This window comes from Lysinibacillus sp. FN11 (genome assembly GCF_024628845.1).
Taxonomy (GTDB): Bacteria; Bacillota; Bacilli; order Bacillales_A; family Planococcaceae; genus Lysinibacillus; species Lysinibacillus capsici.
Genome location: NZ_CP102383.1, coordinates 3488032 through 3509987 on the forward strand (window position 1 = coordinate 3488032; position 21956 = coordinate 3509987).

Annotated in this window: 15 protein-coding genes, 16 tRNA genes, 3 rRNA genes and 1 pseudogene; 6 read left to right on the forward strand and 29 right to left on the reverse strand. The window is 41.4% G+C overall.

Translation table 11 applies throughout. The annotated features are described in order from the left end of the window. Nucleotides 1-28: 28 nt before the first annotated feature. Together NP781_RS18395 and NP781_RS18400 are read right to left on the reverse strand one after the other, a co-directional pair. The gene (locus NP781_RS18395) at nt 29-859 is read right to left on the reverse strand and encodes an aldo/keto reductase (protein ID WP_306828059.1); all 831 of its coding nucleotides are present in this window, start codon (nt 857-859) and stop codon (nt 29-31) included. Nucleotides 860-938: 79 nt separating this feature from the next. Continuing rightward, a complete protein-coding gene (locus NP781_RS18400) occupies nt 939-1109 on the reverse strand; it encodes a hypothetical protein (RefSeq protein WP_004230831.1) in 171 nt (56 codons plus the stop codon). 391 nt (nt 1110-1500) lie between these two features. On the opposite strand from NP781_RS18400, the gene NP781_RS18405 reads away from it, so the two are divergent. After that, entirely contained in the window at nt 1501-2346 is an 846-nt protein-coding gene (locus tag NP781_RS18405; RefSeq protein ID WP_257520535.1) for a VOC family protein, read from the forward strand. Between the two features lie 38 nt (nt 2347-2384). Here NP781_RS18405 and trmL read toward each other — a convergent pair whose 3' ends face one another. Together trmL and queG are read right to left on the reverse strand one after the other, a co-directional pair. Then, nucleotides 2385-2858, reverse strand: coding sequence for a tRNA (uridine(34)/cytosine(34)/5-carboxymethylaminomethyluridine(34)-2'-O)-methyltransferase TrmL (trmL, locus tag NP781_RS18410; protein WP_221681111.1), 474 nt, complete (start codon nt 2856-2858; stop codon nt 2385-2387). A gap of 478 nt (nt 2859-3336) precedes the next feature. Then, nucleotides 3337-4467 (reverse strand): tRNA epoxyqueuosine(34) reductase QueG, encoded by a 1131-nt coding sequence (gene queG / locus NP781_RS18415; protein ID WP_257520536.1) that lies wholly within the window; start codon nt 4465-4467, stop codon nt 3337-3339. Between the two features lie 59 nt (nt 4468-4526). Between queG and NP781_RS18420 the strand changes: the two genes are divergently transcribed. The 3 genes from NP781_RS18420 to NP781_RS18430 all read left to right on the forward strand — a co-directional run bounded on the left by NP781_RS18420 (nt 4527) and on the right by NP781_RS18430 (nt 7624). Next, nucleotides 4527-5216: a B3/B4 domain-containing protein gene (locus tag NP781_RS18420; RefSeq protein ID WP_257520538.1), complete on the forward strand. Its 690-nt coding sequence runs from the start codon at nt 4527-4529 to the stop codon at nt 5214-5216. 15 nt (nt 5217-5231) lie between these two features. Further along, on the forward strand, nt 5232-5741 hold the full coding sequence (locus tag NP781_RS18425) for a hypothetical protein (RefSeq protein ID WP_004230848.1): 510 nt from the start codon (nt 5232-5234) through the stop codon (nt 5739-5741). Nucleotides 5742-6037: 296 nt separating this feature from the next. Next, complete coding sequence (locus NP781_RS18430; protein ID WP_257520539.1) at nt 6038-7624, forward strand: catalase; 1587 nt, start codon at nt 6038-6040, stop codon at nt 7622-7624. Nucleotides 7625-7693: 69 nt separating this feature from the next. Here the strand turns inward: NP781_RS18430 and NP781_RS18435 are convergent. Beyond that, a pseudogene (locus NP781_RS18435) lies at nt 7694-8044 on the reverse strand (cytidine deaminase); the annotation flags it as partial. A gap of 37 nt (nt 8045-8081) precedes the next feature. Further along, entirely contained in the window at nt 8082-8987 is a 906-nt protein-coding gene (locus NP781_RS18440) for a S66 peptidase family protein (protein ID WP_221681105.1), read from the reverse strand. Between the two features lie 121 nt (nt 8988-9108). Here NP781_RS18440 and NP781_RS18445 point away from each other — a divergent pair, with 121 nt between their 5' ends. Further along, nucleotides 9109-10008, forward strand: coding sequence for a DMT family transporter (locus NP781_RS18445; protein WP_257520540.1), 900 nt, complete (start codon nt 9109-9111; stop codon nt 10006-10008). Between the two features lie 20 nt (nt 10009-10028). On the opposite strand, the gene nagB is transcribed toward NP781_RS18445, so the two are convergent. Next, nucleotides 10029-10742, reverse strand: coding sequence for a glucosamine-6-phosphate deaminase (gene nagB / locus NP781_RS18450; RefSeq protein ID WP_221681102.1), 714 nt, complete (start codon nt 10740-10742; stop codon nt 10029-10031). 186 nt (nt 10743-10928) lie between these two features. On the opposite strand from nagB, the gene NP781_RS18455 reads away from it, so the two are divergent. Beyond that, entirely contained in the window at nt 10929-11675 is a 747-nt protein-coding gene (locus NP781_RS18455) for an arylamine N-acetyltransferase family protein (protein WP_221681101.1), read from the forward strand. Between the two features lie 38 nt (nt 11676-11713). Here NP781_RS18455 and NP781_RS18460 read toward each other — a convergent pair whose 3' ends face one another. The 22 genes from NP781_RS18460 to NP781_RS18565 form a co-directional block, all read right to left on the reverse strand. Next, nucleotides 11714-12802 carry an S-layer homology domain-containing protein gene (locus NP781_RS18460; protein WP_221681100.1) on the reverse strand — a complete coding sequence of 363 codons (1089 nt, stop codon included), beginning with the start codon at nt 12800-12802 and terminating at the stop codon, nt 11714-11716. Between the two features lie 99 nt (nt 12803-12901). Then, nucleotides 12902-13591: an ABC transporter ATP-binding protein gene (locus tag NP781_RS18465; RefSeq protein ID WP_221681099.1), complete on the reverse strand. Its 690-nt coding sequence runs from the start codon at nt 13589-13591 to the stop codon at nt 12902-12904. 2 nt (nt 13592-13593) lie between these two features. Beyond that, a complete protein-coding gene (locus tag NP781_RS18470; protein WP_221681098.1) occupies nt 13594-14625 on the reverse strand; it encodes an ABC transporter permease in 1032 nt (343 codons plus the stop codon). 808 nt (nt 14626-15433) lie between these two features. Continuing rightward, nucleotides 15434-15514, reverse strand: a tRNA-Leu gene (locus tag NP781_RS18475). 47 nt (nt 15515-15561) lie between these two features. Further along, a tRNA-Cys gene (locus NP781_RS18480) sits at nt 15562-15635 on the reverse strand. A 9-nt stretch (nt 15636-15644) separates the two neighbouring features. Continuing rightward, nucleotides 15645-15719 (reverse strand) — tRNA-Gly (locus NP781_RS18485). A 5-nt stretch (nt 15720-15724) separates the two neighbouring features. Further along, a tRNA-Gln gene (locus NP781_RS18490) sits at nt 15725-15799 on the reverse strand. A gap of 4 nt (nt 15800-15803) precedes the next feature. After that, a tRNA-His gene (locus tag NP781_RS18495) sits at nt 15804-15879 on the reverse strand. 35 nt (nt 15880-15914) lie between these two features. Further along, a tRNA-His gene (locus tag NP781_RS18500) sits at nt 15915-15990 on the reverse strand. 12 nt (nt 15991-16002) lie between these two features. Further along, a tRNA-Trp gene (locus NP781_RS18505) sits at nt 16003-16076 on the reverse strand. Nucleotides 16077-16089: 13 nt separating this feature from the next. Beyond that, nucleotides 16090-16173, reverse strand: a tRNA-Tyr gene (locus NP781_RS18510). A gap of 9 nt (nt 16174-16182) precedes the next feature. Further along, nucleotides 16183-16258 (reverse strand) — tRNA-Thr (locus tag NP781_RS18515). 12 nt (nt 16259-16270) lie between these two features. Next, nucleotides 16271-16343, reverse strand: a tRNA-Phe gene (locus NP781_RS18520). Between the two features lie 11 nt (nt 16344-16354). Beyond that, nucleotides 16355-16430, reverse strand: a tRNA-Asp gene (locus tag NP781_RS18525). A 3-nt stretch (nt 16431-16433) separates the two neighbouring features. Continuing rightward, nucleotides 16434-16508, reverse strand: a tRNA-Met gene (locus tag NP781_RS18530). Nucleotides 16509-16534: 26 nt separating this feature from the next. After that, a tRNA-Val gene (locus NP781_RS18535) sits at nt 16535-16610 on the reverse strand. 18 nt (nt 16611-16628) lie between these two features. Continuing rightward, a tRNA-Glu gene (locus tag NP781_RS18540) sits at nt 16629-16703 on the reverse strand. A 24-nt stretch (nt 16704-16727) separates the two neighbouring features. After that, nucleotides 16728-16819: transfer RNA gene (locus NP781_RS18545), tRNA-Ser, on the reverse strand. Between the two features lie 5 nt (nt 16820-16824). Continuing rightward, a tRNA-Asn gene (locus NP781_RS18550) sits at nt 16825-16901 on the reverse strand. 16 nt (nt 16902-16917) lie between these two features. Continuing rightward, nucleotides 16918-17033: ribosomal RNA gene (rrf, locus tag NP781_RS18555) — 5S ribosomal RNA — on the reverse strand. Between the two features lie 111 nt (nt 17034-17144). Then, a 23S ribosomal RNA gene (locus NP781_RS18560) occupies nt 17145-20071 on the reverse strand. 181 nt (nt 20072-20252) lie between these two features. Continuing rightward, nucleotides 20253-21804, reverse strand: a 16S ribosomal RNA gene (locus tag NP781_RS18565). Together the 16S, 23S and 5S rRNA genes with 16 tRNA genes alongside form the textbook arrangement of a ribosomal RNA operon. Between the last annotated feature and the right edge of the window lie 152 nt (nt 21805-21956).

Below are 21956 nucleotides of genomic sequence, written 5' to 3' on the forward strand. Positions count from 1 at the left end.
TCTATTGGAGTGCGGGATTTACTCTTTTTTAAAAATCAAATTTAAAATGATCAGGATCTTGTCCAAATCGTTGGTTACGATTTAATGTTGCCATTTTCTCCATTTGATCTTGGGTTAATTCAAAATCAAAAATCTGTGCGTTTTCCTCAATTCGGCTCAGTGTTACGGATTTGGGAATAACGAGTGTATCATTTTGTAAATGCCAACGCAGTACCACCTGAGCAGGGGTTTTATCGATTTCTTTCCCAATCTCAATAATGGTAGGATCAGCAAGTACACCACCACGTCCTAGTGGAGACCATGCAGTAACAGCAATTTGATGCTCACTACAAAATGCGCTTAATGGCTTCTGTTGTAAATATGGGTGTACCTCCACTTGATTAACCATTGGTGCAGTATTTGCCTTAGCCAATATTCTTTCTAAATGATGCTCATGATGATTCGATACACCTGTTGCGCGAATTAATTTTTCATCGTAAAGGCGCTCAATAGCTCGATATGTTTCTTCAAATGTTTCAGGGACAGCCCAATGTGTTAAATATAAATCTAGGTAATCCATATTTAAATTCTTTAGCGAAACCTCAAAAGCACGTAATGTTGCATCATATCCTTGGTCATTATTCCATACTTTTGTTGTAATAAAAATATCTTCACGACGAATGCCTGAATGACGAATAGCTTCTCCTACCTCTACCTCATTCCCATATAAGGATGCTGTGTCAATAGCTCGATAACCGTATTGAAGTGCTTTATCAATAGCCTGTAATGTTTCCTCACGTTCTGTCATTTTGTAAACACCTAAGCCAAAACGAGGCATTTCTACACCATTTGATAATGTTTTCGTTGATTGTAAATTCAAAAAGCACAACCCCTTTCTTATCCTAGTTCCATTATACAAAAAATTGGATTTAAGAAAAATAAAGCGGCTGGTTTATAAACTACTTTTTCTTCTGTTCAACATCTTCCAATTGAATTGGATCAGCGATTCGCTCATCCTCCGCAAGCTCTAGACCATCACGTAAATGCTCCATCTGCTTGCCCAAATCTTTTAATTCTTTCATATCTCTCACCATTGTCCCGTTTTCAATATTTGGCACCTTTTTTTCCATACTGATCACCTCACTTTTAGTTTTCCCGATATCAAGCTGTTTGAACCATTTCTGACATATTTTATTCTGCTATGTCGTTTCATTTTTAAAGTAGATAGGCTATACTAAAAAGAGATTTCTTTATAACATGAGGAGGGTTACTTCCATGAAATTATTATTAATCATTGGTGTAACAGTTGCTTTCTTAACAGCTATTTTCACTGCTGGATACGAAGGCGACTACAAAGCTGACAAATAATAGTTCAAGAAAATCACTAAGCTTTTAGAAAAGCTTAGTGATTTTCTTTTTTTGTGGAACAATAGAAATACTTGACTTTCCTTTATTTTTAAAATAAACTAACTTACATAAAGTAACTTAATGAAGAAAGATAACTATTTGGAGGTATTCTATATGCATTTTCATGAAAAACCTAACACATATGTAACGAATGTTGAAATAAAAGTGAGTGATTTACACCGCTCTTTAACCTTTTATCAAGAAATTATTGGCTTTAAAGTGTTACAACAAGATTCACATAAAGCTACGTTAACTGCCGATGGTGAAACAGCTCTATTAACTATAGTTCAGCCTAAAACCGTGGAAGATAAGCTTAGCATGACGACAGGACTTTATCACTTCGCCCTATTATTACCCAGTCGACGTGACTTAGCTAATGTCATTTCTCATTTTCGCGAAAAAAGTGTTTATCTTGGGGCTTCTGATCATGCTGTAAGTGAAGCACTCTATTTAAATGATCCTGATCATAATGGAATCGAGATTTATTCAGATCGTCCTGAAAGTGAATGGGCATGGCATAACAATCAGGTGCATATGGTGACAGAACCACTCAATATTCGTTCTATTTTAGAAGAGGGCGATGGAAACTGGCTTGGTCTGCCTGCTGGCACAGTAATGGGTCATATTCATTTATCGGTCTCCAACTTGGCTGAAGCTGAGCAATTTTATACAAAGGGATTAGGTTATGATATTGTCACACGCTATGGGTCCCAAGCATTATTTATTTCTACAGGCCGTTACCATCATCATATCGGTTTAAATACTTGGCACTCAGAGAATGCACCAAAGCTTGGAGAAAATCAAGTTGGCTTAAAAACGTTCTCATTACGTTTAGATAACGAAGAACAAGCGGCAACTATGATAGATAATCTTCGTGGTATAGGTGCACCTGTTACAGAAATCGTCGGAGGGTTCCAAACAGAGGATCCTGCGGGAAATGTTATAATATTAAAGTTATAGAATGAAAAAAGCAGTTCTCACAAGCGGAGAACTGCTTTTTAATGTAAACCTGGATATCCTTGTTGACGTAATGCCTCATAGATAACAATCGCAGCCGTATTGGACAAATTAAGTGATCGCACATGATCACTTTGTGGAATACGTAAGCACATATCTCGGCGTTCATAAGCAAAGTCCTTCGGCAAACCTGTAGTTTCTTTTCCGAACATAAAATAAATATCTCGGTCTTGATTACTAAAATCATTTTTCGTAAACGGCTCATCACTGTATGTTTCGATTAAATAAACATCTCCGTTTTTAGAGTACTCTATAAAATCCTCAAGTGAATCATGATAGACAATATTTACACTATGCCAATAATCTAAGCCCGCTCGTTTCAGCATTTTATCATCCGTAGAAAAACCTAGCGGACGAATTAAATGGAGCGATGTATTAGTACCCGCACAGGTACGTGCAATATTCCCCGTATTGGCTGGTATTTCTGGTTGATATAAAACGATATGCAATGGCATAACGACACACTTCCTTATTAAATATTTCTTTAAGTTAGCTCTTTTTAGAGTTTAACGAAGTCTGACTTTTTTGGATCGGTTGTTCTCCCGGGGTGAGCAGGCTTCTTTTTTTAGAAGCGGCTCTTCTCTCATGTTGAGCGGATCCCTCTTCTTTTAGAGCGGCTCTTCTCTCGGGGTGAGCGGCTCTCTCTTCTTTTAGAGCGGATTTCTCTTCTATTGGAGCGACTCTTCTCTCAGATTGAGCGGCTTCATCTTCTTTTAGAGCGGCTTCTCTCACGGTTTGAGCAGGCTTCCCTTATTTTGGAGCGGCTCTTCCCCCAGTTTGAGCGGCTCTCTCTTCTTTTAGAGCAGTTCTTCTCTCGGTTTGAGCGGATTCCTCTTCTTTTGGAGCGACTCTTCTCCCAATCGTAGGGACTCCAATCAATTGATTTCATTCCTACATTGAACTGTAGTTAACCAATTGTCCCAAGATCCAATCTTACTTAAAAAACTGCAACCCTTTATAAATTTCACTTAGCACTTCTTCATCCTGCTCGGTAGCTTCTGCTTCATGTAAGGCAGTTTGAGCTGTATCCCCGCCAATCTTACCCAAAGCCCATGCGGCTGTGCCTCGAATGACAGGACGGTCATCTTTATGAAGTAGAGCAATCAAATCTGGTATGGCGGCTTCCTCTTTAAAATGAGCAAGTGCCAAGATGGCATTACGTTGGATAGGTTTTTTTCCACGCCATGAGCCGGAGACGTGACCATACTTCGCCTTAAATTCTCGATTGGAAATCGTTAAAAGCGGTGTCAATAATGGTTTGGCTAGCTCTGGATCTGGTATAAATTCTTCATGTATCCAGTTAATTTTCCCTTTATTTTTAGGACATACTGTCTGGCATGTATCACAGCCATAGAGTCGATTACCGATATGACTACGAAACTCATCTGGTAATGTTCCCTTCGTTTGAGTCAGAAAAGCAATACAGCGCTGTGCATCCAATTGTCCACCTTGAATTAAGGCTCCCGTTGGACAAACATCCAAGCACAGTCGACAATCTCCGCATTCATCCTCTATTGGCTTATCTGGTGCAAATGGAATATTTGTAATGAGCTCTCCTAAATACACATAGGAACCAAATTCAGGCGTTATAATCGAGCAATTTTTCCCGCTCCACCCAATGCCTGCACGCTCAGCTACAGCCCGATCTACAAGGGCTCCTGTATCAACCATTGATTCAATACGTACACCTTTGACATGTTCCTCAAGCCAAGCGGATAATAGCTTTAAACGCTCACGTAATGCTGTATGATAATCGACACCCCATGAAGCACGGCAGAAAATTCCACGTCGCGCACCCCTTTTACCAATTGGTGCATTTTGCATACGTGAAGGGTAAGCGACAGCTATTGCTACAATACTCTCTGCTTCATCTAATAATCGAAGGGGTTCTGTACGTTTTTGAATATCACTTTCTTCAAATCCAGACTGATAGCCAAGCTCCTGCTGGCGACGCAATCTGTTTTTTAATTCTGTAAAGGGAGCTGCTGTTGTAAAACCTATTTTATCAACACCAATGGACATCGCATATGCCACAAAATCACGTTGTAGGTCGTGTATGTTCATTTTATTTCCAACTCCTTACATGGTACAATATTAGAAATAGATAAAGTAGGTGATGTTCATTGGAAATTTCCATTAACCCAACTCTATTAACACAACATCCCGAGCTAAAATTCGGCATTATTCATTATACCAAAATTGTTGTAGCGGAATCCCCTCAAATGATTAAAGGGCGTATGCAATTGTATCAGGAAAATCTCTTTCTTGAAATGCAGGAACTTCCTGTAGCACAGCGTGAGGGTATTGCAGAATGGAGGCAAGTTTGGAAAAAGCTTGGTGCTGATCCAAACCGTTATCGTCACTCAGCAGAAAGCCTTATGCGTCGAATTAGTAAGCAAAACTATTTAACGCCAATTCATTCAGGTGTTGATTTAAATAATTTCTTTTCACTCCAATATGAAATGCCAATTGGTCTATATGATGTTGCTCAAATCAAAGGGTTTGTAGCAATTGATCTTGGTCATGACGAGATTGGTTATGAAGGTTTGAATGGGCGCTTTAACACATTAGAAAATATTCTGTACAGTCGTGATGAGGTAGGAGCATTTGGCTCACCTTTTGTTGATTCTAAACGCACGGCTGTCACAGAGGAAACAACTGATGCTTTACATATTTTTTATTTCCGCCCTTCCTTAACAAATGACGCAGCGAACGAACTGCTAGCGTCAGCTGGGAAAATGTTCAATCAAATTCATGGTGGACAGTATCAAATCGCAATTATATCAAATGATGTACCATCTATAACACTATAAAAAGGACGTGTTTTCGTGATTAATCTTGCAGAAGCTGTTAAACTAAAAAGTATTTTAGGAAAGAAAACTCAAGAGCTAGTAAACGAACTACATCGCAGTGCCTTTGTAACAGTTGAAAAGGGGCAAGCTCCTAAAACAAGTAATCGAGCACTCCCCCTTATTGAAGCTGACTTAGCCCAAGTTCGTCTAGATACTCGTACATTAGACCGCCTAGTTTACGAAGCAAACATCCAAAACACAGTAGACTTTAAAGGGCAAAAGCTAGCACTAGTAGAAGCCATCGAACTAGCAACACAACTTCGTGCCGAGGCTGATTTGTGTAAAGATTTCAGTATGCGAGAAAAAGAGAGTGTAAGATTTGGTTATGGCGAAAATACAATGTTATATGAAATCGCTTTGTATGAGCCAGATGAATATCGAGAACGAGCTACAAAGCTTGAAAAAGATGCACATAAACTATCTAATCTTATCAATTCAAAAAATTACAGTATTCAAATTAACTTTGACGATTCCCGTTATTTCTAGACTCGGGACGGTGAGACTCCAACCCGAGTTGGATGTGCTGTTTTCAAATCTAGCTTTTCAGCTAATTAGTTAAAAACCAATAACAAGTTACCTGTTACTGTATGACCGATGACTAATGACCAACTATAAGCAATGGCCATACTCAAAACAACTTGATTCCATTTGAAAACGCCATCCAAGGCTCTCCTACATTTATGTATGGAGAGCTTTTTTAGTAGTTCAAAGGGATAATTTGGATGACTAGTTGACCCCTTTCAAGGACAAAATGGAAGTATCTATAGGAAAGGGGTCATACTATGACACAGCAAAATGATGCAACACATGAGCAAGATATGACATTGACCAACAGACAGGGACATCCAATTACCAACAATCAAAATTTGCGAACAGTCGGTAATCGAGGTCCTGCAACATTGGAAAATTATGATTTCCTAGAGAAGATGAGTCATTTTGACAGAGAGCGAGTTCCAGAACGGGTTGTGCATGCTCGTGGAGCTGGAGCACATGGGTATTTTGAGACCTATGGTGTTGTTGGCAATGAACCTATTGCTAAGTATACACGTGCAAAAGTCTTTCAGGATAAAGGGAAAAAAACACCTGTCTTTGTGCGTTTTTCAACTGTTATACATGGTGGTCACTCCCCAGAAACATTGCGTGATCCCCGCGGTTTTGCAGTAAAGTTTTATACAGAGGATGGCAATTGGGATTTAGTGGGCAATAATCTAAAAATCTTCTTTATTCGTGACGCGCTCAAATTTCCAGATATGATTCATGCTTTTAAGCCTGATCCCATTACTAATATTCAAAACGTTGAACGTTTTTTTGATTTTTGTGCTAGCTCACCAGAAACCTTCCATATGGTAACATTCGTTTACTCTCCTTGGGGGATTCCAGCAAATTATCGTATGATGCAGGGCTCTGGGGTTAATACGTACAAGTGGGTGAATAATGATGGGAAGGCAGTCCTTGTCAAATATCATTGGGAACCGCTACAAGGTATTAAAAATTTAACACAAAAAGAAGCAGAAGAAATCCAACAGAAAAATTTCAATCATGCTACACAAGATTTATATGATGCTATCGAACGTGGAGACTTCCCGGAATGGGAGCTACATGTTCAAATTATGGAGGAAGGTTCACATCCTGAGCTTGATTTTGATCCATTGGATGATACAAAGCTTTGGCCAAACGATCAATTTCCGTGGTATCCAGTTGGAAAAATGGTTTTAAACAAAAACCCTGAAGATTATTTTGCTGAGGTGGAACAGGCTGCTTTCGGAACAGGGGTACTTGTTGATGGCTTAGACTTCTCTGATGATAAAATGTTGCAAGGTCGTACTTTCTCTTATTCTGATACACAACGCCATCGTGTAGGAGCCAACTACTTACAGCTTCCAATTAATGCACCAAAAAAACGTGTAGCGACCAATCAACATGGTGGGCAAATGATGTATAAGCGTGATTTGGCACCTGGACAAAATCCACATATTAATTATGAGCCATCCATGCTGAATGGGTTAAAGGAAGCAGCACAAGCTGGTAAAGAATATACACCTTACATTGAAGGAAATCTTGTTCGTGAATCGATTGATCGTCAAAGTAATACGAAACAGGCTGGTGAAACTTATCGTAACTTTGAACAGTGGGAACGCGATGAACTTCTTGAAAATTTAATACGTGATCTATCGGTCTGTCATGAAGATATTCAAAATGCCATGATTGCTTTGGCACAAGAAGCCGACGAAGAATATGGTCGCTTACTCAAGGAAGGTTTGCACAACGCTAAAAAAGATTCCTCTGCCTCAAAACCACTTGGCAATATCAATGGTGATCAAGCACCTCAAGATGCTATGAATAAAGGACACGATGCTGAGCCTTATTAACAAAGCTAAAAAAGACATTACATTTTTTGTAATGTCTTTACTTTATTGTTTATATGTCTTATACCAATGTTAAGGTTGAATTTCCTTTAATGATTTAAATACTAATTCTTCATCTACATTCGTAATCGCTGCTTTTACATTTTCTCCCCAATAGAAAAGTCTTTCCTGACAGACTCCACAGAGTGTCAGCAATACAAATTTAGATGTTTCATCTTCCCTAGCAACACAAATCGAATGAGTAACTTTGATATTCAATTTATGTGCCTCTAAAATAGAACCTGTTTCCATACATAATTCAGTAGCTGCATTCATAACCTCGGGTGCGACACTTATTAAAATTTGTCCATCCGCAGTAGATAATGCTGCATCTCCACCCCATCCAGAGGGATATCTTTTTTCTGCTAGTGCAACCGCAGCTTCTTACAGTATTTTTCAATATCCATATTTCCTCTTCCTATCATACATGCACACCTGGTAATATTTTTAACACCTTTTCCTGTGCATCTAAAATTGCCTCTGTTCCTAGTGGGATCGCTATATTCGTTGTTTCATGTCCGAACTTAAACCCTGCCACGACTGGTATTCCTAAACCTGCAAAATACTCCTTCATTAACGAATGAAGTGCTTCTTCATCAGATCCTGTTTGTGTAAATAAACCAATGACGACTCCTGCTAATTGCTCAAACTTCCTTGCTTGTTTTAAATGTTGAAGCATTGAGTCAATAACTGGAATGGTTTCATTTACATCCTCTATTAATAAAATCCTACCTTCAGTCCTCACTTCAAATTTGGTGCCTAGTGTGCTGACAAGACGATAAAGATTTCCTCCAATCATTTCACCACGTGCGACGCCCCCCGCAATCGTTGTTAACGGAGAAATTGCCTCTGTATACTGAATTTCCATAGGGGAAAATAGCTGTAAAAACATTTTCTTTGATAAATCATCCATCTTATTAGCGGACATAAGCATTGGCCCATGAAATGTCACCATATTGGCATACTCATTAATCGCACAATGTAAATATGTAACATCAGAAAAGCCCCAGAAAATTTTAGGATTTTCTTCTATTAAAGCATAATCAATTTTATCAGCAATTCTGGCAGAGCCATAGCCTCCCTTTACACAAAAGATTGCTTTCACTTCTGGGTTTTTTACCATCTCATGAAAATCAGCTAGTCTTATTTCATCACTTCCTGCCAAATATTCATGTTTTGCATGAATCGTATCACCTACAATATAGCGAAGACCCAATTCGTCCAAAAAAGCTACTGCTTCTCCTAGTTTTTCAGGCTCTACAAGACTTGAAAGTGCAACAACACCGACTAAATCTCCCTCTTGTAAACATGGTACGGTACTTTTCACAGTTATTCCTCCTCTTGTTTTCCTTATTTTAGCATAGCAAAACTACAGAGGCATTGATTATTGCTATACTGACTGCCTATAATTAACTTTACTATTAAATTAATAAAGGGGTTACAGCATCTTGAAAATTCCACCATATCTATTATTAGTACTCGCAACTCTTTTATGGGGTGGTAATTTTGTTATTGGACGTGCCGTTAGTGAAGATATCCCTCCCCTAACACTTGCCTTTTTACGCTGGTGCGTCGCATTTATTATCTTTTTTCCCATTGCATATCACCAATTAAAACGTGAATGGCGGATACTGAAAAGACATTGGTTTATTGTCATCATTCTTTCATTAACAGGGGTTACAGCATTTAACACACTTGTTTACATTGGATTACATTACACTACGTCTATTAATGCATCTTTAATGAACTCTTCTACGCCCATAATGATTTACATACTTTCCTTTATTTTTTTGAAGGAAAAACTATCAAAATTTCAGTTAATAGGGACCGTTTTATCACTGAGTGGAGTTGTCTTTATTATAATGGGTGGCTCTTTTAAAAGGATTGTCGATTTTACTTTCAACAAAGGGGATTTAATTGTAATCGCAGCAGTATTTTGTTGGAGCATATATTCATTGCTCATTAAACAATATGCAACTCGCTTACCAGGGCAGTCTACCTTTCTAGTGACGATTGGACTTGGGGCTATTGTGTTATTCCCTTTTTCTCTCTATGAAACAATGTCTAGTACAACAGCAATTCATTGGGAATGGCCAACCATTGCTGCTATTTTATATGTTGGTATTTTTGCCTCTATCATTGCTTTTCTCTGCTGGAACAGTGGGGTTATACAGCTGGGAGCGAACAAAGCAAGTATTTATTTAAATTTCATTCCTGTTTTCGCCTCCATTTTTGCTGTTCTTTTTCTAAGTGAAAATTTACATTCTTTTCAGCTTATAGGTGGACTAGCCGTTGTAGCAGGGGTTATTTTATCAGGAAAAATAAACAAGCAAAGACTTCAATCCTAAGAAGTCTTTGCTTATTTTTGCTAATTCGTACCACCATAAATTATTGTAACATTAGGATGGTTTAATAATTGGCTTGCTGGGAATTCTTCTGTAATATGACCACTTTTCAATTTTTCAATCGCCGCGAGCTTTTTTTCACCAAAGGCAATGAGAACGATTTCCTTTGCCTTCATTATGGAGTGAATGCCCATTGTAATGGCATGTGTTGGTACTTCAGACGGATCATCAAAATAAATAGCATTTTCTGTTCTTGTTGACTCTGTTAACTCCACAATATTCGTCTTGGCATCAAACGATGTGCCTGGTTCATTAAAAGCAATATGTCCATTTACACCGATACCTAGAAGCTGTAAATCAATGCCTCCTGCTTCTTCAATGCGCTTATCATATGCAGCACATTCTTCAGCTAAATTGGCTGCCTGTCCATTTGGCAAATGGACATTTTTCGGCTGTATATCCACAAAATTAAATAAATTCTCATGCATAAATGTAAAGTAGCTTGCTGGACTTGATTGCTCAATGCCTACATACTCATCCAAGTTAAAAGTTTGTATTTCCTTAAAAGATAAATGGCCAGCTTGATGTCGTGCCACTAATTCTTTATACATGCCTACAGGTGATCCACCAGTTGCTAAACCTAAAACACTGTCAGGTTTCTCTTGTATTTGTTTTGAGAAAATAGTAGCTGCCACTTCGCTCATTTCCTCATATGTATTCACTTCTATCCATTTCATTCTCTATACGATACCTACCTTACCATTAATATTATTAACTAATATGTAAAATATTTCACTTTATAGTAGCTAACATATTAATCTTACTAGTTATTTAGCTATTTTTCTATCATTTACTGCTTCAGTTTATGCGTGTAATCTATGACTATTTCGGTTATGTTATTAATAAGGAAGTGAGGCGATTTTATGAATGAACAGATTCGGCACTATTTACAGTATATTCAATTTCAAGGAACGTTAGAGCCATCTATTCAGCTACTTGGACAACTACAAACTAAACATCTATTAACCATTCCCTATGAAAATTTAGATGTTGCCTTGAACCGTGGTATCTCCTTCGCTATTCCTGATTTATTTCAAAAAATAATTATTGATAAACGTGGTGGCAATTGTTTTGAATTAAATATCTTATTCAGTTGGCTCTTACGAGAGCTTGGCTTTTCTGTCACCAATCGTTATGCCCAGTTTTGGCGCAACGTAGCGGAAAATACCCCTCCACAGGAAATTCCCATGCATCAATTATTGCTAGTGAATGTGAGTGGACAATACTATATCTCAGATGTAGGCGTCGGTGCATTAGCACCCTGTAAACCAGTCCCACTGATTGCTGGCTATCAACACCGTGAAGGTAAAGAGTTATATAAAATAGATTATGATGAAGCGAATGGTTGGATGCTGTTGGAACAAACTAAACATAGTTGGCGTTTGCTTTATAGTTTTCACGATGATGCCAATGATGCAAAATTTGCACCACGACTTTCCAAGCAAAAAAATAAAATTGCTATGATTCGAACCATTGGTGGTCGTCATACCATGATGAACAACGAATTTAGAATCTATGAGGGTTCTTCTTTAACAACCTATACAACACAAAATGAAAAAGAATGGTTACAAGCCCTTCAGCGATTTTTCAATATTACATTACAAGATTAAAAATAAAGCAAGCCTACTATGAAATGTAGGCTTGCTTCCTATTTTTTCATGGTGCGATTAAGCAGTTCAAGCACGACAATATCATTGTGTAACTCTTTCACTAAACCTATTCCATCCACAAAATAATAGGTTTTCACTGTACCATTAATTATGGATTTTTCTTCTAGTATGACCACACCTGAATATTGTACCTCTCCAGCTTGAACAATACCATTGGTCGTTTTAACCGTTACTCGTTTACCTGACGTAACGCCAGTATCATCCTCATGTAAAATAACACCTATCCTAAGTGGTAGCTCCAAATATAAATCATAATGAGTGTTACCATCACGGGCAATGGCTTGACCATATATACGATCATCGCCATATATCAGTTCATTAGGAAAGGCTTGTTCTGAACTTAGATTTTCGACTACCCATACATCATTTTTACCGTCATGGTGATCGAATTGATAGTCTAATGTATAACGTTGATGATCATTTAAAGAATAATAGGCATACGTGTAAATAAAAGCACGATCTTTTAGCAAATCTGGTTTAGATAACGTCATAGCACGTGCTAAAAACGCTGAAAAGTGAGCACGTGTAACAGGTTCATCTGGTTTAAATGTACCGTCATCATAGCCCCTTACTAAATGATTATGAGCTAGGGTTAAAATTTCTTTATATCCTGGTGTTTGTTCTGTTACGTCTGTAAAATAAGCATTCCCAGAACCCTTAAGCTGGAAAGCCCTTTGTAGCACAATAGCCATTTGACCTCTTGTCATTGTTGCATTTGGATGAAATGTATGGACATCATCAAATATACCCGCATTTTGTACCGCTGCGATTTCTTTATAATACTTATGTGCGGTCGTTACATCCTGATAGTTTGGATTCTCTATATTGATTTTATTTAACGCTAAAGCACGAGTTAATATAACAGCTACCTGTGCCTTCGTTACATTTTCATTTGGTTTGAACAGGTTATTTGAATAGCCTTTTACAATTTCCTGATCCACTAAATAATTAATTTCTGTTGATAATGTTTCATCTGCTAAATCTATAAAGCTTGCCGCTTGTGCTTCCTTAGGTAATATGGCAACCGTAATTAGGATCAAACACACTAGTTTCAATAGTTTTTTCATGTTTTCCCTCCTTCCTCGATCCTTTACCCCTCCAAACCATTTCTTACTCTTCAAACAAAAATACCACAACCATAAATTATATGATTGTGGTCATTCTTATTAGTACATAGTATTTGTTAACACGACACCGTCGCTTATTCTAATAATACGGTCTGTGTAAGTAAGCATTTCCTCATCGTGCGTCACCATTAATGTTGTAATATTTAATGTTTTAGTTAATTCTTTTAGTAGCAACATGATTTCCTTGGAGCGCTGGGAATCTAAACTAGCCGTTGGTTCATCAGCAAATAATACTTTCGGTTGATGAATAATAGCACGTGCAATTGCTACACGCTGCTTCTCTCCCCCTGACAAGGAGGAAGGGTAGGCAGTTTTACGATGTTCCATTCCGACTAACTTCAATAGCCGATTGACTTCATATTTCTGTTCATTCTTTTTTAATGGAGATTCAGCCACATCTAGCATTAATAGCAATTGTTCCTCTACTGTCAAAAATGGAACAAGATGAGCAAATTGAAAAACAAAGCCGAATTTACTTGCACGTAATTTTCGTACCTGTTCAGTTTTCATCGTCGTAAGATTCTGCTCTTCAAATAGCACTTGCCCATCTGTTGCTGGTTGTAGTCCAGCAGCAATCGTTAATAATGTACTTTTCCCAGAGCCCGAAGCACCTACCAATGCTGTAATCTCTCCTTCTTTTAAAGAAAAATTGATGCCCTTTAAGATCTCTTCCTCCACTTCACCATTCTTAAACGTTTTTCGTACTTCATCAATTGTAAATAACGTCATGATTAAGCCTCCCCCTGCTGTATTGCTTGTAAAGGTTCAATTTTTTTAATTTGCATTCCTGACAAGGTCGCACCAATAAAGCCTATGAGGAGGAATACAACGGATAACTGTGTTGTAGTGCCTATTGTTAAAGTAAATGGCATCCCTTTAGGAGCAACTATATTAAATAGCTGGCTAAGACTGACAGATACCACAAGTGAAAAGATTGTAATAATAGCCATCTGTGTCCAGATCATTTTAAATAGCTTACTTGTTTTTAATCCGATCGCTTTTAAAATGCCATACAAGCCAATTTTTTGTACATTCATCATGTAGAAGAAAATAGCAAACAACATCCCACTAATCACAACTAAGAACCATATAATCATATTTAAAGATAATTGTTCCGCATTATAACTGGGGATAGTTTTGAGAAACTCTTTATTGCTATATGCTTGCAATCCCTTAATATCATTTGGCTCACTATTTGGTACAAAAATCAACTGTTTATCAGCTACTCGATACATCTCCTGGTAGGCCTCTTCACTAATATAAGCAACGGGAGCATGGCTATATTTTTTTTGCTCTACAAAACCTTTTACAATGAACTTTCCACTGTATTGATTATTCGTTAATATATCTCCAACTTGTATTCCTTTATCTTGTAGTGAGCTATCCAAAAGCACCTCGTCTTGATGCACATTGCTAAAAAGTGAAGATTCCGTTGATGTCACAAAGGCTACACTTTGTTGTTTATCATCCTGATCATTTAAAAAGCCCATCTGGATCGAAAAAGCTACTGCCTCTTTTTCTTTACTTATGACTTTCTGCTGCAGGTGGCTATCGATTCTTGAAAGATTAAACGTGCCATCTGCATCCTCAGCCATATAAAATTGTCCCTTCGGTAAATCCTTAATTAAAGCTGCATTATCCTGTGACAGACCATTTGCTAAACCCGAAATAATAAACGTTAAAAAACTAACTAGGAAGATAATGGAGCCCAAGATTAAAAACCGTACTTTATTCTTCTTCATTTCTTTCCAGGCAAGATTCATCACTAACCCCTCCATTTCTTTAATTACTCCTAGCTTAGAATTGTTAAATGAACAGAGCATGAACTAATCGTTAAAATGTAGAGATCCTATAAAAAGCCGCTCTATAAAGGCATTTTTATCCCATAGAGTGGCTTCTTTTTTGAATCTTATTTATCTTTACTTGCTAAAATCTTTTTTGCTAACAAAATTTCTCCTACTATAAATGAATTGGTATTTTTTATAACAATTATATATTTTATAAAACTTATAGTAAGGTTTGTTTAACAGATTACATAATTCGAGAGGTATATACATGAAAAAATTTTTAAGAATTTCTTTAGTTCTACCCTTGTTATTGTCATAGTGTCTATAGTAGTTTTACTATTATTTAGGACGTAATAATCATAGTAATCTATCTGGAAGTATGGCTGAAAAATCGATCAACATTTAACAAATTGAGGGCAAAGTAGGATCTGTCATCCATCATTCTGCAGCGTTTGCAGCTGGAGATATCATTTCTACTGCAGAAGATTTATAGTTGTTTGACAGAGACTTGCGTAACAACGTATGGATAAGCAAAGAAATATCAGAGCTGATGAGTACTACCCATGTTAAAAAGTTACCATATTAATATGGATATAGTTTGTATACGCAAGATATCCTTTAAATAGCTTTAGATTGCTAATACAGCACAAAATATAACTGACGTAAACGCAACAATAAGACCCATTAAGTCCACCTTTCTTTTATCTATGCTTATATACTTTTTATAATTTTTTACAACAAAAAAAGAATCCTTGATATATCAAGGATTCTTCGTTGTAATGGATACCGGTGGTCGGGGTCGAACCGACACTCCAAAGGAACACGATTTTGAGTCGTGCGCGTCTGCCAATTCCGCCACACCGGCATAATGGAGATAAAAAAAATCGGATAAACCGATTAACAGTTAAAATATGGAGGCGGCAACCGGATTTGAACCGGTGATAAGGGTGTTGCAGACCCGTGCCTTACCACTTGGCTATGCCGCCAGTCATACATGGAGCGGAAGACGAGGTTCGAACTCGCGACCCCCACCTTGGCAAGGTGGTGTTCTACCACTGAACTACTTCCGCAAAAATGGCTGGGGTACTAGGATTCGAACCTAGGCATGACGGAATCAAAATCCGTTGCCTTACCGCTTGGCTATACCCCAACAATGGGGCGACTGATGGGAATCGAACCCACGAATGCCGGAACCACAATCCGGTGCGTTAACCACTTCGCCACAATCGCCATTGTATTATGATGTTTATTAATTTTATATTAGATGGGGCGACTGATGGGAATCGAACCCACGAATGCCGGAACCACAATCCGGTGCGTTAACCACTTCGCCACAATCGCCATAAAATTAATTGGCAGGGGCAGTAGGAATCGAACCCACACCAAAGGTTTTGGAGACCTCTATTCTACCGTTGAACTATGCCCCTAAAATAATAAAACTGGTGGAGGGGGACGGATTCGAACCGCCGAACCCTAAGGAGCGGATTTACAGTCCGCCGCGTTTAGCCACTTCGCTACCCCTCCGGGAAAATCTGGTGCCGGCTATAGGAATCGAACCCACGACCTACTGATTACAAGTCAGTTGCTCTACCTGCTGAGCTAAACCGGCAAAAAAACAAGATGGGTCAGGACGGAATCGAACCGCCGACACTTAGAGCTTCAATCTAATGCTCTACCAACTGAGCTACTGACCCATATTAAAAAATGGCGGTCCCGACCGGGATCGAACCGGCGATCTCCTGCGTGACAGGCAGGCATGTTAACCGCTACACCACGGGACCATTTGGTTGCGGGGGCTGGATTTGAACCAACGACCTTCGGGTTATGAGCCCGACGAGCTACCACTGCTCCACCCCGCGATAATACTATAGTGTTGTTAAAATAATGGTGGAGGATGACGGGCTCGAACCGCCGACCCTCTGCTTGTAAGGCAGATGCTCTCCCAGCTGAGCTAATCCTCCATCTGGGTATTGAAATAATGGTGACCCCTACGGGATTCGAACCCGTGTTACCGCCGTGAAAGGGCGGTGTCTTAACCACTTGACCAAGGGGCCATCGTTTGGAACAAATCAAAGTGCTGGCGGAGAGTAAGGGATTTGAACCCTTGAGACAGTGTTAACCGCCTACACGATTTCCAATCGTGCTCCTTCGGCCACTCGGACAACTCTCCAAGAATGGCTCCGAAGGCAGGACTCGAACCTGCGACAACCTGATTAACAGTCAGGTGCTACTACCAACTGAGCTACTTCGGAATAATTTTGGTATATAGCCTAGCGACGTCCTACTCTCACAGGGGGAAGCCCCCAACTACCATCGGCGCTAAAGAGCTTAACTTCCGTGTTCGGTATGGGAACGGGTGTGACCTCTTTGCCATCATCACTAGACTATTTGAAAGACAATACTTATTATAACATATCTTATAAAAATTACAAGTATATTCTAATATTTTATTCTTTCAAAACTGGATAAACGGTGCATTGAATGTTTCAAACGTTTTGGTTAAGTCCTCGATCGATTAGTATTCGTCAGCTCCATGTGTCACCACACTTCCACCTCGAACCTATCTACCTCATCGTCTTTGAGGGATCTTACTTACTTGCGTAATGGGAAATCTCATCTTGAGGGGGCTTCATGCTTAGATGCTTTCAGCACTTATCCCGTCCACACATAGCTACCCAGCGATGCCTTTGGCAAGACAACTGGTACACCAGCGGTGTGTCCATCCCGGTCCTCTCGTACTAAGGACAGCTCCTCTCAAATTTCCTACGCCCACGACGGATAGGGACCGAACTGTCTCACGACGTTCTGAACCCAGCTCGCGTACCGCTTTAATGGGCGAACAGCCCAACCCTTGGGACCGACTACAGCCCCAGGATGCGATGAGCCGACATCGAGGTGCCAAACCTCCCCGTCGATGTGGACTCTTGGGGGAGATAAGCCTGTTATCCCCGGGGTAGCTTTTATCCGTTGAGCGATGGCCCTTCCATGCGGAACCACCGGATCACTAAGCCCGTCTTTCGACCCTGCTCGACTTGTAGGTCTCGCAGTCAAGCTCCCTTGTGCCTTTACACTCTACGAATGATTTCCAACCATTCTGAGGGAACCTTTGGGCGCCTCCGTTACCTTTTAGGAGGCGACCGCCCCAGTCAAACTGTCCGCCTGACACTGTCTCCTGCCCCGCTAAGGGGCATGGGTTAGAATTTCAATACAACCAGGGTAGTATCCCACCGACGCCTCCTTCGAAGCTGGCGCTCCGAGATCTCTGGCTCCTACCTATCCTGTACAAGTTGTACCAAAATTCAATATCAGGCTACAGTAAAGCTCCACGGGGTCTTTCCGTCCTGTCGCGGGTAACCTGCATCTTCACAGGTACTATAATTTCACCGAGTCTCTCGTTGAGACAGTGCCCAGATCGTTACGCCTTTCGTGCGGGTCGGAACTTACCCGACAAGGAATTTCGCTACCTTAGGACCGTTATAGTTACGGCCGCCGTTTACTGGGGCTTCAATTCGCAGCTTCGCTTGCGCTAACCACTCCTCTTAACCTTCCAGCACCGGGCAGGCGTCAGCCCCTATACGTCACCTTACGGTTTTGCAGAGACCTGTGTTTTTGCTAAACAGTCGCCTGGGCCTATTCACTGCGGCTCTCATGCGCTTGCACGCTCAAGAGCACCCCTTCTCCCGAAGTTACGGGGTCATTTTGCCGAGTTCCTTAACGAGAGTTCTCTCGCACACCTTAGGATTCTCTCCTCGACTACCTGTGTCGGTTTGCGGTACGGGCACCTCTCACCTCGATAGAGGCTTTTCTTGGCAGTGTGAAATCAGGAACTTCGTCCATACGGACTCGCCATCACAGCTCAACGTTACAGTGTGCGGATTTGCCTACACACACGCCTTACTGCTTGGACGCGCACAACCAACGGCGCGCTTACCCTATCCTACTGCGTCCCCCCATTTCTCAAACGGTGAGGAGGTGGTACAGGAATATCAACCTGTTGTCCATCGCCTACGCCTATCGGCCTCGGCTTAGGTCCCGACTAACCCTGAGCGGACGAGCCTTCCTCAGGAAACCTTAGTCATACGGTGGACGGGATTCTCACCCGTCTTTCGCTACTCATACCGGCATTCTCACTTCTAAGCGCTCCACCAGTCCTTCCGGTCTGACTTCAACGCACTTAGAACGCTCTCCTACCACTGACATCGTAGATGTCAATCCACAGCTTCGGTGAATCGTTTAGCCCCGATACATTTTCGGCGCAGCGTCACTCGACCAGTGAGCTATTACGCACTCTTTAAATGATGGCTGCTTCTAAGCCAACATCCTGGTTGTCTGTGCAACGCCACATCCTTTTCCACTTAACGATTACTTTGGGACCTTAGCTGGTGGTCTGGGCTGTTTCCCTTTTGACTACGGATCTTATCACTCGCAGTCTGACTCCCGTGTATAAATATCTGGCATTCGGAGTTTGTCTGAATTCGGTAAACCGGGATGGCCCCCTAGTCCAAACAGTGCTCTACCTCCAGTATTCTCATCACGAGGCTAGCCCTAAAGCTATTTCGGAGAGAACCAGCTATCTCCAAGTTCGATTGGAATTTCTCCGCTACCCACACCTCATCCCCGCACTTTTCAACGTGCGTGGGTTCGGGCCTCCAGTAAGTGTTACCTCACCTTCACCCTGGACATGGGTAGATCACCTGGTTTCGGGTCTACGACCACGTACTATTTCGCCCTATTCAGACTCGCTTTCGCTGCGGCTCCGCCTTCTAAAGCTTAACCTCGCACGTAATCGTAACTCGCCGGTTCATTCTACAAAAGGCACGCTATCACCCATTAACGGGCTCTAACTACTTGTAGGCACACGGTTTCAGGATCTCTTTCACTCCCCTTCCGGGGTGCTTTTCACCTTTCCCTCACGGTACTGGTTCACTATCGGTCACTAGGTAGTATTTAGCCTTGGGAGATGGTCCTCCCGGATTCCGACGGAATTTCACGTGTTCCGCCGTACTCAGGATCCACTCAGGAGAGAACGAACTTTCGACTACAGGGCTTTTACCTGCTCTGGCGGACCTTTCCAAGTCGCTTCATCTAACTCGCTCTTTTGTAACTCCGTATTGAGTGTCCTACAACCCCAAGAGGCAAGCCTCTTGGTTTGGGCTCTTCCCGTTTCGCTCGCCGCTACTCAGGGAATCGATTTTTCTTTCTCTTCCTCCAGGTACTTAGATGTTTCAGTTCCCTGGGTCTGCCTTCAAGACGCTATGTATTCACGTCAAGATACTACGCGATTAAACGTAGTGGGTTCCCCCATTCGGAAATCTCCGGATCAAAGCTCACTTACAGCTCCCCGAAGCATATCGGTGTTAGTGCCGTCCTTCTTCGGCTCCTAGTGCCAAGGCATTCGCCGTGCGCCCTTAATAACTTAACCAAGTTATTAAGCCTATAAAAAACTTAAAAAATAAATGTGTTTGTTACAATTTCAATGTCGTTTTATCCAGTTTTCAAAGAACAAGTTTTGAAGTGTTTCATTCAGATAGAATGAACCTTCAAAACTGAACGCAAAACGTAATCTTACAAACCCAAGGTTTGTATTCCGAAATAATCCTTAGAAAGGAGGTGATCCAGCCGCACCTTCCGATACGGCTACCTTGTTACGACTTCACCCCAATCATCTATCCCACCTTCGGCGGCTGGCTCCAAAAGGTTACCTCACCGACTTCGGGTGTTACAAACTCTCGTGGTGTGACGGGCGGTGTGTACAAGGCCCGGGAACGTATTCACCGCGGCATGCTGATCCGCGATTACTAGCGATTCCGGCTTCATGTAGGCGAGTTGCAGCCTACAATCCGAACTGAGAACGACTTTATCGGATTAGCTCCCTCTCGCGAGTTGGCAACCGTTTGTATCGTCCATTGTAGCACGTGTGTAGCCCAGGTCATAAGGGGCATGATGATTTGACGTCATCCCCACCTTCCTCCGGTTTGTCACCGGCAGTCACCTTAGAGTGCCCAACTAAATGATGGCAACTAAGATCAAGGGTTGCGCTCGTTGCGGGACTTAACCCAACATCTCACGACACGAGCTGACGACAACCATGCACCACCTGTCACCGTTGCCCCCGAAGGGGAAACTATATCTCTACAGTGGTCAACGGGATGTCAAGACCTGGTAAGGTTCTTCGCGTTGCTTCGAATTAAACCACATGCTCCACCGCTTGTGCGGGCCCCCGTCAATTCCTTTGAGTTTCAGTCTTGCGACCGTACTCCCCAGGCGGAGTGCTTAATGCGTTAGCTGCAGCACTAAGGGGCGGAAACCCCCTAACACTTAGCACTCATCGTTTACGGCGTGGACTACCAGGGTATCTAATCCTGTTTGCTCCCCACGCTTTCGCGCCTCAGCGTCAGTTACAGACCAGAAAGTCGCCTTCGCCACTGGTGTTCCTCCAAATCTCTACGCATTTCACCGCTACACTTGGAATTCCACTTTCCTCTTCTGCACTCAAGTCCCCCAGTTTCCAATGACCCTCCACGGTTGAGCCGTGGGCTTTCACATCAGACTTAAAGGACCGCCTGCGCGCGCTTTACGCCCAATAATTCCGGACAACGCTTGCCACCTACGTATTACCGCGGCTGCTGGCACGTAGTTAGCCGTGGCTTTCTAATAAGGTACCGTCAAGGTACAGCCAGTTACTACTGTACTTGTTCTTCCCTTACAACAGAGTTTTACGATCCGAAAACCTTCTTCACTCACGCGGCGTTGCTCCATCAGGCTTTCGCCCATTGTGGAAGATTCCCTACTGCTGCCTCCCGTAGGAGTCTGGGCCGTGTCTCAGTCCCAGTGTGGCCGATCACCCTCTCAGGTCGGCTACGCATCGTCGCCTTGGTGAGCCGTTACCTCACCAACTAGCTAATGCGCCGCGGGCCCATCCTATAGCGACAGCCGAAACCGTCTTTCAGTCTTTCACCATGAAGTAAAAGAGGTTATTCGGTATTAGCCCCGGTTTCCCGGAGTTATCCCAAACTATAGGGTAGGTTGCCCACGTGTTACTCACCCGTCCGCCGCTAACGTCAAAGGAGCAAGCTCCTTTTCTGTTCGCTCGACTTGCATGTATTAGGCACGCCGCCAGCGTTCGTCCTGAGCCAGGATCAAACTCTCCATAAAAGAAATTTGATTAGCTCAAATTGTTTTGCTGGCATCATGTTTGATGTCCAAAATTATGTTTCGTTCACTAGTTAAACTAGCTACTTAAAACTTTATTGATTACGTTTTGCTTGTTCAGTTTTCAAGGTTCATTATTTAAGTCGTTTTTCAGC

What these genes read in the sequence shown, in the direction of transcription:
- NP781_RS18430 (WP_257520539.1), top strand. Translation starts at nt 6,038, where the DNA reads ATGACACAGCAAAATGATGCAACACATGAGCAAGATATGACATTGACC.
- nagB (WP_221681102.1), bottom strand. Translation starts at nt 10,742, where the DNA reads ATGAAATGGATAGAAGTGAATACATATGAGGAAATGAGCGAAGTGGCA.
- queG (WP_257520536.1), bottom strand. Translation starts at nt 4,467, where the DNA reads ATGAACATACACGACCTACAACGTGATTTTGTGGCATATGCGATGTCC.
- trmL (WP_221681111.1), bottom strand. Translation starts at nt 2,858, where the DNA reads ATGCCATTGCATATCGTTTTATATCAACCAGAAATACCAGCCAATACG.
- NP781_RS18455 (WP_221681101.1), top strand. Translation starts at nt 10,929, where the DNA reads ATGAATGAACAGATTCGGCACTATTTACAGTATATTCAATTTCAAGGA.
- NP781_RS18460 (WP_221681100.1), bottom strand. Translation starts at nt 12,802, where the DNA reads ATGAAAAAACTATTGAAACTAGTGTGTTTGATCCTAATTACGGTTGCC.
- NP781_RS18400 (WP_004230831.1), bottom strand. Translation starts at nt 1,109, where the DNA reads ATGGAAAAAAAGGTGCCAAATATTGAAAACGGGACAATGGTGAGAGAT.
- NP781_RS18465 (WP_221681099.1), bottom strand. Translation starts at nt 13,591, where the DNA reads ATGACGTTATTTACAATTGATGAAGTACGAAAAACGTTTAAGAATGGT.
- NP781_RS18470 (WP_221681098.1), bottom strand. Translation starts at nt 14,625, where the DNA reads ATGAATCTTGCCTGGAAAGAAATGAAGAAGAATAAAGTACGGTTTTTA.
- NP781_RS18405 (WP_257520535.1), top strand. Translation starts at nt 1,501, where the DNA reads ATGCATTTTCATGAAAAACCTAACACATATGTAACGAATGTTGAAATA.